The organism is Kitasatospora brasiliensis (assembly GCF_032654805.1).
Classification (GTDB): Bacteria; Actinomycetota; Actinomycetes; order Streptomycetales; family Streptomycetaceae; genus Kitasatospora; species Kitasatospora brasiliensis.
In genome coordinates this window covers 630,711-646,852 of the sequence record NZ_JAUOOW010000006.1, presented here as the reverse complement: position 1 = coordinate 646,852, position 16,142 = coordinate 630,711, and the positions used below count along the sequence as shown (strand labels likewise).

Here is a 16,142-nt window from a genome sequence, read left to right as displayed (position 1 = left end):
CGTCATGACGAACGACTCCGAATCCCACGACTCCGAATCCCGGCAGGCGGCGGACCTCGACAACGAGGCCGAGGAAGCCGTAGCCGTCCCGCGCTCGCGGATCCCCGAACTGCTGCACGCCGCGGTGGCGGCCGTCGGCGGCGTGGAGCGCCCCGGCCAGCTCCGGATGGCCGAGGCCGTCGCGGACGCCGTCGACCATGCCGAGCACCTGCTCGTCCAGGCCGGCACCGGCACCGGGAAGTCCCTGGCCTACCTGGTGCCCGCGCTCGCCCACGGGGACCGCGTGGTGGTCGCCACCGCCACCCTGGCGCTCCAACGCCAGCTGGTGGAACGCGACTTGCCGCGCACCGTCGACGCCCTGCACCCGGTGCTGCGGCGCCGCCCGCTGTTCGCGATGCTCAAGGGCCGCTCCAACTACCTGTGCCTGCACCGGGCCAACGAGGGCACCCCGAGTGACGAGGGCGAGGGCCTGTTCGACCCGGTGGAGGCGCTCGGCGGGCCCACCGGGAAGCTCGGCCAGGACGTGCTGCGGCTGCGCGACTGGGCCGACGAGACGGAGACCGGGGACCGCGACGACCTCAGCCCCGGCGTCTCCGACAAGGCCTGGGCCCAGCTGGCGGTCACCTCCAAGGAGTGCCTGGGCGCCACCCGCTGCGCGTACGGGCAGGAGTGCTTCGCGGAGAAGGCCCGGGAGCGGGCCAAGCTGGCGGACGTCGTGGTCACCAACCACGCGATGCTCGCGATCGACGCGATCGAGGGCGCGCCGGTGCTGCCCGAGCACGGGCTGCTGATCGTGGACGAGGCGCACGAGCTGGTCAACCGGGTCACCGGCGCGGCCACCGCCGAGCTGACGGTCGGCGCGGTCAACCGGGCGGTCAAGCGGGCCGCGCGGCTGGCCAACGAGAAGGCGGTGGACGCGCTCCAGGCCGCGGCCGAGAACTACCACGGCCTGATGGAGACCGCTCAGCCCGGCCGGGTCGAGGAGCTGCCCGAGTACCTGGCGTACGCGGTCACCGCGATCCGGGACGCCTCCCGCCAGGTGATCACCTCGCTCGGCGAGACCAGGGACAAGGGGCTCAGCGACGAGGACGCCGTCCGCAAGCAGGCGATGGCCGCGGCCGAGTCGCTGCACGAGACGGCCGACCGGCTGCTGCAGGACTCCGAGTACGACGTGGTCTGGATCGAGCGCAGCGACCGCTACGGGCTGGGCACCGCCTCGCTGCGGGTCGCCCCGCTGAGCGTCTCCGGGCTGCTGCGCGAGGGGCTGTACAAGGAGCGCTCGGTCGTCCTGACCTCGGCCACGCTCAAGCTCGGCGGGGACTTCAACGGCGTCGCAGCCTCGGTCGGCCTGCCCTCCGAGGCGCGGCTGCCGGACGTCCGCGCCGCCGGGGACAACCCCGAGCCGGGCTTCGGCGAGGACGCCGTCCCGCACTGGCGCGGGATCGATGTCGGCTCGCCGTTCAAGTACCCCAAGCAGGGCATCCTGTACGTCGCCAGGCACCTGGCCGACCCCGGGCGCGATCCCGAACGGCCGGACATGCTGGACGAGTTGGCCGAGCTGATCGGCGCGGCCGGCGGGCGGACCCTGGGCCTGTTCTCCTCGATGCGCGGCGCCCAGACGGCCGCCGAGGCGATGCGCGAGCGGCTGGACCAGCGCATCCTGCTCCAAGGCGAGGACACCCTGGGCGAGTTGATCCGGGAGTTCGCCTCCGACGCGGAGACCTGCCTGTTCGGCACGCTCTCGCTCTGGCAGGGCGTGGACGTGCCCGGCTCGGCCTGTCAGCTGGTCGTGATGGACCGGATCCCGTTCCCCCGGCCGGACGATCCGCTGATGAGCGCCCGCCAGAAGGACGTCGAACAGCGCGGCGGGAACGGCTTCATGGCCGTCGCGGCGACGCACGCGGCGCTGCTGATGGCCCAGGGCGCGGGCCGACTGGTGCGCGCGGCCGACGACCGGGGCGTGGTCGCGGTGCTGGACCCGCGGGTGGAGACCAAGCGGTACGGGAGCTTCTTCCGCTCCTCGATGCCGGAGTTCTGGTACACCACGGACCGCAACCAGGTGCGCCGCTCGCTGGCGGCGATCGACGCCTCGGCGGCGCCGGTGCGCCCGGTGGTGAAGCGGGGCTGAGGCCCCGCCGAGATACCTCATGCCGGAGGGGCTCCCCGCGGTCGCGGTGGAGCCCCTCTCCGGTGTGCGGCCGTGCCCTGGTCAGAGCCGGCGCAGGACCGCGACGACCTTGCCCAGGATGGTCGCGTTGTCGCCGTTGATCGGCTCGTACGCCGGGTTGTGCGGCATCAGCCAGATCCGGCCGTCCTCGCGCTTGAGCCGCTTGACCGTGGCCTCGCCGTCGATCATCGCGGCCACGATGTCGCCGTTCTCCGCGACCGGCTGGCGGCGCACGGTGACCCAGTCGCCGTCGCAGATGGCCGCCTCGACCATCGAGTCGCCGCGGACGGTGAGCGCGAACAGCTCGCCCTCGCCGACCAGCTGGCGGGGCAGCGGGAAGACGTCCTCCACCGTCTGCTCGGCCAGGATCGGCCCGCCGGCGGCGATCCGGCCGACCAGCGGGACGTAGGAGGTGGACGGGCGGCCGGCCGTCTCGGCGGTGTTCGGGCGGGCCACCTCGACGCCGCGGACCTCGTAGGCGCGCGGGCGGTGCGGATCCCGGCGCAGGAAGCCCTTGCGCTCCAGGGCCATCAGCTGGTGGGCGACCGAGGAGGTGCTGGACAGGCCGACGGCCTGGCCGATCTCGCGCATGGACGGCGGGTAGCCGCGACGCTGGACGGAATCCCGGATGACCTCGATCACCCGGCGTTGGCGCTCGGTGAGGCCGGCCTCGTCGGTCCGGATGCCGGGGGGGCGGCCGGGCATCGCGCGGGCGGGCGAGGGGTGGGTGTCGTCCATCGCGGGGGAGTGTTCGATCGCCTGGTCGGGAACGCGGGGCGCCCCGGAAAGGGCCGCGCCGGGGAGACGATGGTCTTCGCTACGGTCCATGCTGATGTCCAGACCCTGCTGATTCGTGGTGCGCTGCCCCACCTTGAACTGGGAGTGTTCCTGCACCGGGATGGTGTTGCTTTCGATCGTGTTCACGGCGGCCCCTCTCGACGGCTGTCCTCTCCCTTTTCCAGCCCAACGCGCCTCCTATCGAAAGGTTGCGCCAAACACACGTTCGAGTGAATTATTCGGGAGTTGACTGACTCGATCAAGGCTTTGTTGTACATCGAGTAAATGTTCGACCGAAACCTGACCCGGGCAGTCTAATCGGGGTCGACACGCCAAGGCGCTCGCATCCCCCAGAGGCCTAGATGTAGTGGCTACAGTCCTCTCCGTGCCCAGTACTAGTGGTCGCCCCGCATGATCAGCTTGCCGGGGACCCGGGCGCATCGCATAGACTCGACTAGTCCGAACGTTCTGCCAGGGAGGGATCCCGAGGTGCACTGCCCCTTCTGCCGGCACTCCGACAGCCGTGTTGTCGACAGCCGGACCACCGAGGACGGCAGCTGCATCCGCCGTCGGCGGCAGTGCCCGGACTGCGGCCGCCGCTTCACCACGGTGGAGACGGCCGCGCTGATGGTCATCAAGCGCAGCGGCGTCACCGAGCCGTTCTCCCGGCAGAAGGTCATCACCGGCGTCCGCAAGGCCTGCCAGGGCCGCCCGGTCACCGAGGACGCGCTCGCCCAGCTCGGCCAGCGGGTCGAGGAGTGCGTGCGCGCCAGCGGCAACGCCGAGCTGACCACCCACGACGTGGGCCTGGCCATACTCGGCCCGCTCAAGGAACTCGACGTGGTCGCCTACCTGCGCTTCGCCAGCGTGTACCAGGCCTACGACGGACTGGAAGACTTCGAGGCCGCCATCGCGGAGCTCCGCGCCGAGCGGCCCTTCACCCCGGAGACGGACGACACCTGCGTGTCCGTCTCCGCCGCCGCGCCCTAGTAGCCGGCGCCGGGCCCCCAGCGGGCCCTGCCACCGCACCACCACGGCCCCGCGGGGCCCACGCGTGCCCGAAAACGGGGCACAGAACCATACAAACCGTGCGCAAGCAGGCGAGGTCTCCGCCTGCCCGCACACCGGAAGAACGAACCAGCAGTGCCCGGACTTTTCAGGGCACTTCGGGCGTTTGCCCAGGAGGAGGAAAAGTGACAGACACCACGAGCGGTTCCGCGCGCGGGTCGAAGTCCGAGAAGGCCGCGGCCAAGGGCGCCAAGGCTCCGAAGGGCGGTCTCCGGATGGAGCGCATCTACACCACTCCTGGCGTGCACCCGTACGACGAGGTCCGCTGGGAGCGGCGCGACGTCGTGATGACCAACTGGCGTGACGGCTCGATCAACTTCGAGCAGCGCGGCGTCGAGTTCCCCGATTTCTGGTCGGTGAACGCTGTCAACATCGTCACGTCCAAGTACTTCCGCGGCGCCGTCGGCACCCCCCAGCGCGAGTGGAGCCTCAAGCAGATCATCGACCGCGTGGTGCTCACCTACCGCGCCGCCGGCGAGAAGCACGGCTACTTCGCCACCAAGGACGACGCCGAGATCTTCGAGCACGAGCTGAGCCACGCCCTCCTCCACCAGGTGTTCAGCTTCAACTCGCCGGTCTGGTTCAACGTCGGCACCAAGCAGCCCCAGCAGGTCAGCGCCTGCTTCATCCTGTCCGTCGACGACTCCATGGAGTCGATCCTCGACTGGTACAAGGAAGAGGGCATGATCTTCAAGGGCGGCTCCGGCGCCGGCCTCAACCTCTCCCGGATCCGCTCCTCCAAGGAGCTGCTCTCCTCCGGCGGCAACGCCTCCGGCCCGGTCTCCTTCATGCGTGGCGCCGACGCCTCGGCCGGCACCATCAAGTCCGGTGGCGCCACCCGCCGCGCGGCCAAGATGGTCGTGCTCGACGTGGACCACCCGGACATCGAAGCCTTCATCGAGACCAAGGTGAAGGAGGAGGAGAAGATCCGCGCCCTGCGCGACGCGGGCTTCGACATGGACCTCGGCGGGGACGACATCACCTCCGTCCAGTACCAGAACGCCAACAACTCGGTCCGGGTCAACGACGAATTCATGACCGCCGTCGAGAACGGCAGCGAATTCGGCCTGCGCGCCCGGATGACCGGCGAGGTCATCGAGACCGTCGACGCCAAGAAGCTGTTCCGCAAGATGGCCGAGGCCGCCTGGGCCTGCGCCGACCCGGGCATCCAGTACGACACCACCATCAACCACTGGCACACCTGCCCGGAGTCCGGCCGCATCAACGCGTCCAACCCCTGCTCCGAGTACATGCACCTGGACAACTCCAGCTGCAACCTCGCCTCGCTGAACCTGATGAAGTTCCTGCGCGACGACGACTCCTTCGACGCCGCCTCCTTCGCCAAGGTCGTCGAGCTGGTCATCACCGCGATGGACATCTCCATCTGCTTCGCCGACTTCCCGACCGAGAAGATCGGCGAGACCACCCGCGCCTACCGCCAGCTCGGCATCGGCTACGCCAACCTCGGCGCCCTGCTGATGGCCACCGGCCACGCCTACGACAGCGAGGGCGGCCGCGCCCTGGCCGGCGCCATCACCTCGCTGATGACCGGCACCGCCTACCGTCGCGGCGCCGAACTCGCCGGTGTGGTAGGCCCGTACGACGGCTACGCCCGCAACGCGACGGCGCACCGCCAGGTCATGAAGCAGCACGCGGACGCCTCGCTGGACGCCGTCTCGGTGGACGACCTGGACGCCCCGGTCTGGCTCGCCGCGAACAAGACCTGGCAGGACGTGCTGCGCCTCGGCGCGCAGAACGGTTTCCGCAACGCCCAGGCCTCGGTGCTCGCCCCGACCGGCACCATCGGCCTGATGATGGACTGCGACACCACCGGCGTCGAGCCCGACCTGGCCCTGGTCAAGTTCAAGAAGCTCGTCGGCGGCGGCTCGATGCAGATCGTCAACGGCACCGTCCCGCGCGCCCTCAAGCGCCTGGGCTACCAGGACGAGCAGATCGAGGCGGTCGTCGCCCACATCGCCGAGCAGGGCAACGTGGTGGACGCGCCGGGCCTGAAGTCCGAGCACTACGAGGTGTTCGACTGCGCGATGGGCGAGCGGGTCATCTCGGCCATGGGCCACGTGCGGATGATGGCCGCGATCCAGCCGTGGATCTCCGGTGCCATCTCCAAGACCGTGAACATGCCCGAGAGCGCCACCGTGGAAGAGGTCGAGGAGATCTACTTCCAGGCCTGGAAGCTCGGGGTGAAGGCACTCGCGATCTATCGCGACAACTGCAAGGTCGGTCAGCCGCTCTCGGCGAAGACCAAGGCCACCGAGGAGAAGGCCGAGGAGGCCCCGGCCGCCGCGGTCGAGAAGGTGGTCGAGTACCGCCCGGTCCGCAAGCGCCTGCCCAAGGGCCGTCCGGGCATCACCACCTCCTTCACGGTCGGTGGCGCCGAGGGCTACATGACCGCCAACTCCTACCCGGACGACGGTCTGGGCGAGGTCTTCCTGAAGATGTCCAAGCAGGGTTCGACCCTCGCGGGCATGATGGACGCCTTCTCCATCGCCGTCTCGGTCGGCCTCCAGTACGGCGTGCCGCTGGAGACCTACGTCGCGAAGTTCACCAACATGCGCTTCGAGCCGGCCGGTCTGACCGACGACCCGGACGTGCGGATGGCGCAGTCGATCGTCGACTACATCTTCCGCCGCCTGGCGCTCGACTTCCTGCCGTTCGAGACCCGCTCGGCGCTCGGCATCCACTCCGTCGAGGAGCGCCAGCGCCACCTGGAGACGGGCTCGTACGAGCCGCTGGACGCCGAGGAGCTCGACACCGAATCGCTCGCCCAGTCCGCCCCGGTGACGGCCGCCAAGCCGGCCGCGATCCCGGCCCCGGCGCCGGCCGTCGAGGCGCCCAAGGCGACCCCGAAGCAGGCCCACAACTCCACGGAGCTGATGGAGATCCAGCTCGGGCTCAACGCCGACGCCCCGCTCTGCTTCTCCTGCGGCACCAAGATGCGCCGCGCCGGCAGCTGCTACCTCTGCGAGGGCTGCGGCTCCACCAGCGGTTGCAGCTGACCGCGCCCGACCCCCGGTGGTCGCCCCTGAGGTGACCCCCTGAAGCGGGGCGAGGACCTTCCCGGTCCTCGCCCCGCTTCTTCGTTTCCCGGGGGCTGCCGATGTCACGTACGGGGGCGGTGTTCGGTCTGGAGGGGGTGACGGTTCCTGACGGGAGGAGTGGTGCGGTGATGGGCACAGTGCTGGTGACGGGGGCGACGGGGACGCTGGGGCGGGAGGTGGTGCGGCTGCTGGTGGAGCGAGGGGTGGCGGTGCGGGGGTTGAGCCGGCGGGCGCGCGGTGGCGGCGACGGGGTCGAGTGGGTGGTCGGGGACCTGGTGAGCGGGGCCGGGACGGCGGCGGCGATGGCCGGGGTCGAGGTGGTGGTGGACTGCGCGACCACGCAGAAGAAGGCGGACGTGGCCGGGGTCCGGACGCTGGTGGCGCAGGCGCGCGAGGCCGGGGTGCGGCACCTGGTGTACGTGTCGATCGTCGGGATCGACCGGGTGCCGCTCGCCTACTACCGGACGAAGCTGGCCTGCGAGCGGGTGGTGCGGGAGTCCGGGCTGGGCTGGACGGTGCTGCGGGCGACGCAGTTCCACGACCTGGTGCTGAAGTTCTTCGACGCCTCGGTGAAGCTGCCGGTGTTCCCGGTGCTGAGCGGGGCGGCGTTCCAGCCGGTGGACGTGCGGGAGGTGGCCGAGGCGGTCGCGGACCTGGTGTGGGAGGGGCCGGCCGGCTTCGCGCCGGAGGTGGGCGGCCCGCAGGTGCGCTCGTACCGGGAGCTGGCCGAGGCCTATCTGCGGGCGGCGGGCAAGCGCCGGCCGCTGCTGCCGCTGCGGCTGCCGGGGGCGGCCGCCCGGGGCCTGCGGGCGGGCGGGAACCTGGCGCCGGAGCGGGCGGTGGGCCGGGGGGCCTTCGAGGAGGCGCTGGAGCGGCATTTCGCCGACCGCTGAGGCCCCCAAGCGTCAACCAGGGTTGACATCATCGAAGGCGTCAGCCGGAGGTGACGGGGAGCCCGCCGTCGCCGTGCCGGTCGACACCGTGCTGGTCGACACCGGGCTGGACCGGGAGGCGGCGCGCCGGGCCGTGCGGCGCCGGCGGGGTGGCGGGGACCAGGCGCAGGCGCCGGCCTCGATCGGGGTCGACCCGGGCGCGGTGCGCGAGGCGGTCGAGTCGGTCTTCGGCAAGGGGGTGCTGGACACCCCGGCCGAGGAGGAGCCGACACGCCGGGGCTGGTTCCGTTCCGGCGGCAGGAACGGGCACCTCCCGTTCACGGCCGCGGCGAAGAAGGCGCTGGAGCGGGCGCCCGGAGTGTGAACCGCAGGCGGTGGCGGGGGCTCAGGGGCGCGTGTCTGACGCGAAAGGAGAGAATTGGCCGTCAACTGGTGGTTTGAGTGCAATGTCTGAATCGATATGATCGATCGTATGAACCGATGAGCCGCCCGGAACGTCTCGCGACGTCGCCGGGCGGTCTCGTATGCGCCCGAACAGCTGTCGGCGGCGACCGTCGCCGGACCACAGCCGCGCCGCCGCCCGCCGACGTTGCCGAGGACCGCACCGATGAGAGAAGCCACCAGCCCCGACGGCCGATCCCGCCGACGGCCCGCACCGCGCACTGCCGCCCTGACCGGGGCCGCCGTCCTGCTGGCGCTGGTCGCCGCGCCGGTCGGCATCACCCGGGCGCTCGGCGCGGACCAGCCGCTCACCGCCTTCGCGGTCGGCGCCGTCACGGTGCTCTGGCTGGTCGCCGTCGGCCTCGCGGCGGTCGGTGCCGAACGCACCCGCCGCCTCACCGAGGAGCTGGCCGCGCAGCACGAGGAGACCCGGGCCGCCCTGGTCGTCGCGGGCAAGGCCCGGCGGGCCGAGACGGCCGCCGTCGACCACGCCGCCGCCGCGTTCGCCGACCGGGACCTCGCCCGCGCCGAGCGGACCCGGGCCGAGGCGGACGTCGCCGCCGCCCACGCCGAACTGACCCGGCTGCGGGGCGAACTCGACGCCGAACACGCCGAGCTGGACCGGATCACCGAGGACCTGCTGCCCGAGCTGGTGCGGAAGCTGCGGGCCGGCGCGGCCGTGGACCGGGTGCTGGCCGACCACCGCGAGCACCCCAGGTACGCGCTGCTGCGGGTGGTCGGCGAGGAGGTCGGCCACGGCGAGCGGATGCGGGCCGCCGCGCTCGCGGTCTGCGCGACCGCCGCCGGGCGGGTGCAGGCGCTGGCCACGAGCATGCACGCCGAGCTGCGCGAGATGCAGCACCGGCACGACGAGGAGGTGCTCGGCGACCTGCTGAGCCTGGACCACTCGACCGCCCAGGCGGGCCGGATGGCCGACAGCATCTCGGTGCTCACCGGCGCCCGCTCGGGCCGCCGCTGGGCCAAGCCGATCGCGGTGGAGTCGGTGCTGCGCGGCGCCCTCGGCCGGATCGGCGCCTACCAGCGGGTGCGGCTGCACAACGCCAGCACCGCCGCCGTCGCCGGGTACGCCGCCGAGGGCGTGATGCACGCGCTGGCCGAACTGCTGGACAACGCCACCAACTTCTCCGCCCCGCCGGCCGAGGTGCACGTCTACGTCGAGGAAGTGACCGCCGGGCTGGCGATCACCGTGGAGGACAGCGGGCTGGGCCTGAACGACAGCTGGCTGAGCCGGGCCGAACGGGCCGTCTCCGCCGAGCCGCTGGACCTCAGCACGCTCTCCGCCGGTACCCGGCTGGGGCTCGCGGTGGTCGGCGTGCTGGCGCGCAAGCACGGGTTGCGGATCTCCTTCCGGCCGTCGGCGCGCGGCGGCACCGGGGTGGTGATGCTGATCCCGCAGGAGCTGGTCACACACCCGGCTCCGACTGCCGCCTCGGCGCCCGTGCAGGCGTCCGGTCCGGCTCCGGCGCCGCGTACGGAGGCCGTGCGCCCCGCGCTCACCCCGGCGCGTCCTGCCCCCGCCTCCCTGTCCCCGGCGCCCTCCGCGCAGCGGGCGCCCTCCGGTGCGTCGAACGCTGCCGCGCCCGCCCTGCCGACCCGGCCCGCCCTGCCCGCCCGGCCCGCCCGGGTGACCGACAGCGGCCTGCCGCAGCGCCGTCGCGGGCAGACCCTGGCCACCACCGCCCCCGCGGCGGCCCGCTCGGCGAAGCCCGTACGGGCCGACGCGAGTGCGGCCGGCCGGTTCGGCGCGTTCCGCAACGCGACCGCCGCCCGTCCCTCGACCGCCGCCCGTCCCTCGGCCGCCGAGCCGACCCGGGCCGAGCCCTCGCCGACCGGGCAGCCCACCACGACCGACGCTTCCCCCGTCACCGAGTAAGGACACACGATGAACAGTGCCACCGACCGTGACCTCGACTGGCTGTTGGAGAACCTGCTGGCGGCGACCCCCGGCACCCGGCACGCGCTGGTCCTCTCCGCCGACGGCCTCAAGCTCTGCCACACCGCCGGGCTGAGCACCGACCAGGCCGACCAGCTGGCCGCCATCGCCTCCGGCCTGCAGAGCCTGGCGTACGGCGCCTCGATCGAGTTCGGCGACGGCAGCGGCGGTGTGCGGCAGTCGATGACCGACTTCCACGGCGGCATCCTGTGCATCGTGGCGGCCGGCGAGGGCGCCCACCTGGCGGTGGTCACGGACGACGACGCGGACGTCGGCGTGGTCGGCCACAACATGCACGGCCTGATCGAGCAGATCGGGGCCCGCCTCAGCGCGCCCGCCCGGGGTGCGGAAGGCGAGGCCGCTCAAGAGAGCGCGGGCATATGAACGGCAGGGCGGCGCTGCCGGGCCGCGACGACGACCCGGACCGCCTCTACACCATCACCCAGGGGCGCAGCCGGGCGCCGGAGAACGCCTTCGACCTGGTCACCCTGATCGTCGCCGAGCGGCCGCCGGTGCCCGGGATGCAGTCGGAGCACGCCCGGATCCTGCGGATGTGCCAGGCGCCGACCGCCGTGGTGGAGGTGGCGGCGGAGCTGGCGCTGCCGATCGCGGTGGTGAAGATCCTGCTCGGCGACCTGCTGGAGTCCGGGGCGGTCACCGCCCGGCACCCCCGGTTCGCGCCGAACAGGCCCCGGCTGCCCGACCTCGACACGCTGAAGCAGGTGCTGCATGGCCTCCAACGGCTCTGACGCCCGGCCCGCCGCCGATGCCGGGCCCGCCGCCGATGCCGGGCTCGCCGCCGATGCCCTGCCCGCTGCCGACGCCTGGTCCGACGCCGACGCCGACGCCGACGCCGACGCTGGCGCCTGGGCCGCCGGTTCGCGCGTCCCGCTGCCGGCGACCGCCGACGACGCGCTGAAGATCGTCGTGGTCGGCGGCTTCGGCGTGGGCAAGACCACGCTGGTCGGCTCGGTCAGCGAGATCCGCCCGCTGAGCACCGAAGAGGTGATGACCAAGGCGGGCGAGGGCATCGACCCGGCCGGCGCCTGGGGCAAGCGCTCCACCACGGTCGCCTTCGACTTCGGCCGGATCACCCTCTCCGAGCGCCAGGTGTTGTACCTGTTCGGCGCGCCCGGGCAGGAGCGCTTCTGGTTCCTCTGGGACCGCCTGTTCAGCGGCGCGCTGGGCGCGGTCGTCCTGGTGGACACCCGGCGGCTGGAGGACTCCTGGTACGCGATCGACCGGCTGGAGGCCCACGGGACGCCGTTCGTCGTGGCCCGCAACAACTTCGGCGAGCCGAGCCACACCCTGGAGCAGGTCCGCGAAGCCCTGGACCTGCCGGCGGGGGTGCCGCTGGTGGACTGCGACGCGCGCGACCGCGAGTCCGGCAAGCGGGTGTTGATCGCCCTGGTCCACCACCTGGCCGCCCTGGCCGGTTCGGCTGCGGTGTCCGACATGGCCGCCCCGGCCGGCGCGGCCCGTGCGGCCGTCCTGCCCGACGGGTTCGCCCCGGCCGGGTCCCGTACCGCGATCTACGAGGGGAGCACTCCGTGACCGAGCCCGCCGCCACCCCGCCCCCGGTCTGCCCGGCACACGTCGGCGCCACGCCGCTGTACGGGCCGCGCTTCCAGACCGACCCGGCCCAGCTCTATCGCGAGCTGCGCGCCGCGCACGGCCCGGTCGCCCCGGTCGAGCTGGTCGGCGGCGTACCGGCCTGGCTGGTCATCGGCTACCGCGAGCTCCAGCAGGTGACGGGCCGGCCGGAGCTGTTCGGCCGGGACTCCAGTCGCTGGCACGCCTGGGAGGCGCTGCCCGCCGACTGGCCGCTGAGGCCGATGGTGGCGCCCGCCCCCTCGATCCTCCACACCGAGGGCGAGGAGCACGGCCGGCGCTCGCGCGCGTTCGCCGACGCGCTGGCCGGGACCGACCCGTACGAGCTGCGCAAGCACGCCGAGGAGGTCGCCGACCGGCTGGTCGACGAGTTCGCCGGGCGCGGCGAGGCCGATCTGGTCGTCGAGTACGCGCACCGGATGCCGCTGCTGGTGCTGTGCCGGGCGCTCGGCCTGGACGAGGAACGGGAGCCGCAGCTGATCGCGGCGCTGCTGGCGATGCTGGACGGCGGCCCGGACGCGCCGGACGGCGCCCAGCGGCTGCTGGCGCTGATGCGCGCGCTGGTGGAGGGGAAGGCCGAGCGCCTGGGGGCCGACATCGCCTCGCGGATGCTGGCCCACCCGGCCGGGCTGACCCACGAGGAGGTGGCGCACGACCTGCGGGTGCTGCTGGTCGCCGGCCACCAGCCGACCTCGTACTGGATCTCCAACGCGCTGCGGCTGATGCTCACCGACGAGCGGTTCGCGGCCTCGCTGGCCGGCGGTCGGCGCAGCATCGGCCAGGCGCTGAACGAGGCGCTTTGGGAGGACACCCCGACCCAGATCGGCGTCGGCCGCTGGGCGGTCCGTGACACCCGGCTGGGCGGCCGGCGGATCGCCGAGGGGGACATGGTCCTGCTCGGGCTCGCCGGGGCCAACGAGGACCCGTCGGTCCGGCAGGCCGACGGCCGCCCGGCCGAGGGGAACCGGGCGCACCTGAGCTACTCGTACGGCGAGCACGGCTGCCCGTTCCCGGCCCAGGAGGCGGCCGAGGTGATCGCCGGCGCCGCGATCGAGGTGCTGCTGGACCGGCTGCCGGACCTGCGGCTGGCGGTGGCCGAGCACGCGCTGGTGTGGCGGCCGTCGGTCTGGGTACGCGGGTTGGTGGCGCTGCCGGTCTCGTTCACCCCGGGCGACCCGGTCTGATCCGTCTGTGCTCCCCAGGCCAAGGCCCTTCATGTGAAGGAGAGTTGTCGGTGACCTTGGCGGGGGCCTACGGCTGCGTTAACGTCTTCGATCAGTCGCGATCCCGTCCCCGCGATTTTGTCCCGCGACCCCGTTCCGTCAGCCCTTGCGGGCCCATCTCCGGTACAGCGCAATGTCGTTCAGCCCACCGTCGGCAGCACGCCCTGGCGAGGAGAGCCGCATTGACCCTCAATCCGACCACGCCGCATCCCAGTTACCGCCGGCGCATGGTCGCCGTGCCCGCCCTGTTGGCGGCGCTGGCGCTGACGGCGGCCTGCTCCAACAGTTCCGGCGGTTCGGGTGGCGGCGGAGGCGGATCGGCCGAGTCGCTGTCCGGTGACTGCGCCAAGTACCAGCCGTACGCCGGTCATTCGGGCACCACCGTGACGATGTTCGCCTCGATCCTGAGCCCGGAGTCGGACAACCTGGAGAAGTCCTGGGCCGAGTTCGGCAAGTGCACCGGGATCAAGATCAGCTACGAGGGGTCGAACGACTTCGAGTCCCAACTGCCGGTCCGGGTCTCCGGCGGCAACGCCCCGGACTTCGCGATCATCCCGCAACCGGGCCTGCTGGCGCAGATGGTGAAGAGCGGCAAGGTGGTGAAGCCGCCCGCCCAGACCGTCGCCAACCAGGACAAGTGGAGCCCGATCTGGAAGACCTACGGCTCGGTCAACGGCACCTTCTACGCGGCCCCGATGAGCGCCAACATGAAGTCCCTGGTCTGGTACTCGCCGAAGGCCTTCAAGGCGGCCGGCTACGAGGTGCCCAAGACCTGGTCCGACCTGATGGCGCTCAGCGACCGGATCGCCAAGGCCGGCGGCGCCAAGCCGTGGTGCGGCGGCATCGCCTCCGGGACGGCCACCGGCTGGCCGGCCACCGACTGGCTGGAGGAGGTGGTGCTGGGCTCGTTCGGCGGCGAGGTCTACGACCAGTGGGTCGGCCACCAGGTGAAGTTCTCCGATGAGAAGATCACCACCGCGATGAAGACGGTCGCCGACTGGATGCAGAACCCGGCCTGGACCAACGCGGGCTTCGGTGACGTGAAGTCGATCGCCACCACCACCTTCCAGGACGCGGGCACGCCCATCCTGAGCGGCAAGTGCCAGATGCTCCAGCAGGCGTCGTTCTACGAGGCGCAGTGGCCCAAGGGCACCAAGATCGGCCCGGACGGCGACGTGTTCGCCTTCCACCTGCCCGCGGTGAACCCGTCCGTCGCCAACCCGGTCGAGGGCGGCGGCGAGTTCCTGGCGGCCTTCTCCGGACGGCCCGAGGTGCAGGCGGTGCAGAACTACCTGTCCAGCTCGGACTGGGCGAGCAGCCGGGTGAAGACCGCGACCGGCTGGGTCTCGGCCAACCAGGGCGTGGACAAGAGCCTCTACACCGACCCGATCGACAAGCTGTCCGCCGAGGCGCTGACCGACCCGGCGGCCACCTTCCGCTTCGACGGCTCCGACCTGATGCCGGCCGCCGTGGGTGCCGGGCAGGAGTGGAAGTCGCTGACCGCGTGGTTCGCCGAGGGGCAGTCGATCCAGAAGACCGCCGCCGACATCGACGCCGCCTGGCCGCAGTAGCCGACGCGCCGGGGCCGCTTCCGGCGTCCGTGGCGGCGTCGGTGGCGGCATCGGGTGGCGGCGCCGGGTGGCGGCGCCGGTTTCGCGGCCGGCCCCGGCGAGGGCCGCCCGTCGAGGGCGGTGCGGGGCCACCCACCCGCACCGCCCGCCCCCTTCCCCCTCCACATCCGAAGGGACGCGCAGCCATGTCCGTACCCGGATTCCCGACGCCCGTCGCCGAGTTGCCCGTGGCCGACGTGGGCCACGTGGTTGATGCGGCCCACGTGGCCCACGTGGCCCACATGGCCGACGGAAGGTTGGCGGCCGGCGCCTGGAGCGACGCGGCGGTCAAGTTCGGCAACACCTTCGGGGCCGTCGCGGGCTTCCTCGGCATCCTGCTGGTGATCTTCCTGGTCGCCGGCCGGGCCCGGGGCCGGCTGGCCCGACCGCTGGCGGTCGCGGTGTTCCTCGGCCCGGCGGTGCTGCTGCTGGCCGTCGGCCTGGTCGTACCGCTGCTCCGCACGGTCTACCTCAGCCTCCGGAGTGACGACGGCAGCCGGTTCGTCGGCGGTGAGAACTTCGGCTGGGCCTTCACCTCCGACTCGGTGCAGAAGGTGCTGGTCAACACGCTGCTCTGGCTGGTGTCGGTGCCGCTGGCGGCGACCGGTCTGGGCCTGGTGCTGGCGCTGCTGGTGGACCGGATGCGCGGCCAGTCGGTGTACAAGTCGCTGATCTTCATGCCGATGGCGATCTCGCTGGTCGGCGCCTCGATCATCTTCAAGTTCGTCTACGAGTCGCGCGGGGCGGGCCAGCCGCAGATCGGATTGCTCAGCCAGCTCGCCGTCGCGGTGGGCTGGGACGATCCGCCGAACTGGCTGCTCTCGCAGCCGCTGAACACCTTCCTGCTGATGGCGGTGATGGTCTGGGTGCAGACCGGCTTCGCGATGGTGGTGCTGTCGGCGGCGATCAAGGCGATTCCGGACGAGGTCGTGGAGGCGGCCCGACTGGACGGCGCGAGCGGGGTGCGGCTGTTCTGGTACGTCACCGTGCCGATGATCCGCACCACGGTGATGGTCGTGCTGACCACCGTCATGCTCATCACCCTGAAGGCCTTCGACATCGTCCGCACCATGACCGGCGGCAACTTCGGCACCCAGGTGCTGGCCAACGAGATGTACTCGCAGTCCTTCGTGCAGTTCAACGACGGGCGGGGCAGTGCGCTGGCGGTGCTGCTCTTCCTCGCGGTGCTGCCGCTGGTGGCCTACAACATCGTCCAGCTGCGGAAGGAGCGTGAGGTCCGGTGACCGGGACGGTGGGTTCGGGGAGTTCGGGGAGTTCGGGGGGTTCGGGGAGTTCGGGGAGTTCGGGGCGTCCGGGGGGTTCGGGGAGTTCGGGGCGT

General features: G+C 72.3%; 13 protein-coding genes. 12 read left to right on the top strand and 1 reads right to left on the bottom strand.

The genetic code is table 11. The features are described 5' to 3' along the window. Positions 1-4: 4 nt before the first annotated feature. On the top strand, positions 5-2,128 hold the full coding sequence (locus QWJ13_RS25670) for an ATP-dependent DNA helicase (protein WP_316527321.1): 2,124 nt from the start codon (positions 5-7) through the stop codon (positions 2,126-2,128). A gap of 81 nt (positions 2,129-2,209) precedes the next feature. Here QWJ13_RS25670 and lexA read toward each other — a convergent pair whose 3' ends face one another. After that, positions 2,210-2,905 carry a transcriptional repressor LexA gene (gene lexA / locus QWJ13_RS25665; RefSeq protein ID WP_316527413.1) on the bottom strand — a complete coding sequence of 232 codons (696 nt, stop codon included), beginning with the start codon at positions 2,903-2,905 and terminating at the stop codon, positions 2,210-2,212. A gap of 528 nt (positions 2,906-3,433) precedes the next feature. On the opposite strand from lexA, the gene nrdR reads away from it, so the two are divergent. From nrdR to QWJ13_RS25610, 11 genes are all read left to right on the top strand, one after another. Further along, positions 3,434-3,934 (top strand): transcriptional regulator NrdR, encoded by a 501-nt coding sequence (gene nrdR / locus QWJ13_RS25660; RefSeq protein ID WP_316527320.1) that lies wholly within the window; start codon positions 3,434-3,436, stop codon positions 3,932-3,934. 203 nt (positions 3,935-4,137) lie between these two features. Beyond that, positions 4,138-7,029 carry a vitamin B12-dependent ribonucleotide reductase gene (locus QWJ13_RS25655; protein ID WP_316527319.1) on the top strand — a complete coding sequence of 964 codons (2,892 nt, stop codon included), beginning with the start codon at positions 4,138-4,140 and terminating at the stop codon, positions 7,027-7,029. 170 nt (positions 7,030-7,199) lie between these two features. Beyond that, positions 7,200-7,964: an SDR family oxidoreductase gene (locus tag QWJ13_RS25650; RefSeq protein ID WP_316527318.1), complete on the top strand. Its 765-nt coding sequence runs from the start codon at positions 7,200-7,202 to the stop codon at positions 7,962-7,964. A gap of 73 nt (positions 7,965-8,037) precedes the next feature. Continuing rightward, positions 8,038-8,328, top strand: coding sequence for a hypothetical protein (locus QWJ13_RS25645; protein WP_316527317.1), 291 nt, complete (start codon positions 8,038-8,040; stop codon positions 8,326-8,328). A gap of 243 nt (positions 8,329-8,571) precedes the next feature. After that, positions 8,572-10,299 (top strand): sensor histidine kinase, encoded by a 1,728-nt coding sequence (locus QWJ13_RS25640; protein WP_316527316.1) that lies wholly within the window; start codon positions 8,572-8,574, stop codon positions 10,297-10,299. 9 nt (positions 10,300-10,308) lie between these two features. Beyond that, positions 10,309-10,743, top strand: a complete 435-nt coding sequence (locus QWJ13_RS25635) for a roadblock/LC7 domain-containing protein (protein WP_316527315.1) — start codon at positions 10,309-10,311, stop codon at positions 10,741-10,743. After that, entirely contained in the window at positions 10,740-11,108 is a 369-nt protein-coding gene (locus QWJ13_RS25630) for a DUF742 domain-containing protein (RefSeq protein WP_316527314.1), read from the top strand. The genes QWJ13_RS25635 and QWJ13_RS25630 overlap by 4 nt, the downstream gene beginning before the upstream one ends. Next, positions 11,089-11,913: a GTP-binding protein gene (locus tag QWJ13_RS25625; protein ID WP_316527313.1), complete on the top strand. Its 825-nt coding sequence runs from the start codon at positions 11,089-11,091 to the stop codon at positions 11,911-11,913. The genes QWJ13_RS25630 and QWJ13_RS25625 overlap by 20 nt, the downstream gene beginning before the upstream one ends. Beyond that, positions 11,910-13,154 carry a cytochrome P450 gene (locus tag QWJ13_RS25620; RefSeq protein ID WP_316527312.1) on the top strand — a complete coding sequence of 415 codons (1,245 nt, stop codon included), beginning with the start codon at positions 11,910-11,912 and terminating at the stop codon, positions 13,152-13,154. The genes QWJ13_RS25625 and QWJ13_RS25620 overlap by 4 nt, the downstream gene beginning before the upstream one ends. Positions 13,155-13,375: 221 nt before the next feature. Beyond that, the gene (locus QWJ13_RS25615; protein ID WP_316527311.1) at positions 13,376-14,764 is read left to right on the top strand and encodes an ABC transporter substrate-binding protein; all 1,389 of its coding nucleotides are present in this window, start codon (positions 13,376-13,378) and stop codon (positions 14,762-14,764) included. A 185-nt stretch (positions 14,765-14,949) separates the two neighbouring features. Beyond that, positions 14,950-16,047 (top strand): carbohydrate ABC transporter permease, encoded by a 1,098-nt coding sequence (locus QWJ13_RS25610; protein WP_316527310.1) that lies wholly within the window; start codon positions 14,950-14,952, stop codon positions 16,045-16,047. The last annotated feature ends 95 nt before the right edge of the window (positions 16,048-16,142 follow it).

What these genes read in the sequence shown, in the direction of transcription:
- QWJ13_RS25610 (WP_316527310.1), top strand. Translation starts at nt 14,950, where the DNA reads ATGTCCGTACCCGGATTCCCGACGCCCGTCGCCGAGTTGCCCGTGGCC.
- QWJ13_RS25640 (WP_316527316.1), top strand. Translation starts at nt 8,572, where the DNA reads ATGAGAGAAGCCACCAGCCCCGACGGCCGATCCCGCCGACGGCCCGCA.
- lexA (WP_316527413.1), bottom strand. Translation starts at nt 2,905, where the DNA reads ATGGACGACACCCACCCCTCGCCCGCCCGCGCGATGCCCGGCCGCCCC.
- QWJ13_RS25650 (WP_316527318.1), top strand. Translation starts at nt 7,200, where the DNA reads ATGGGCACAGTGCTGGTGACGGGGGCGACGGGGACGCTGGGGCGGGAG.
- QWJ13_RS25630 (WP_316527314.1), top strand. Translation starts at nt 10,740, where the DNA reads ATGAACGGCAGGGCGGCGCTGCCGGGCCGCGACGACGACCCGGACCGC.
- QWJ13_RS25635 (WP_316527315.1), top strand. Translation starts at nt 10,309, where the DNA reads ATGAACAGTGCCACCGACCGTGACCTCGACTGGCTGTTGGAGAACCTG.
- QWJ13_RS25625 (WP_316527313.1), top strand. Translation starts at nt 11,089, where the DNA reads ATGGCCTCCAACGGCTCTGACGCCCGGCCCGCCGCCGATGCCGGGCCC.
- QWJ13_RS25670 (WP_316527321.1), top strand. Translation starts at nt 5, where the DNA reads ATGACGAACGACTCCGAATCCCACGACTCCGAATCCCGGCAGGCGGCG.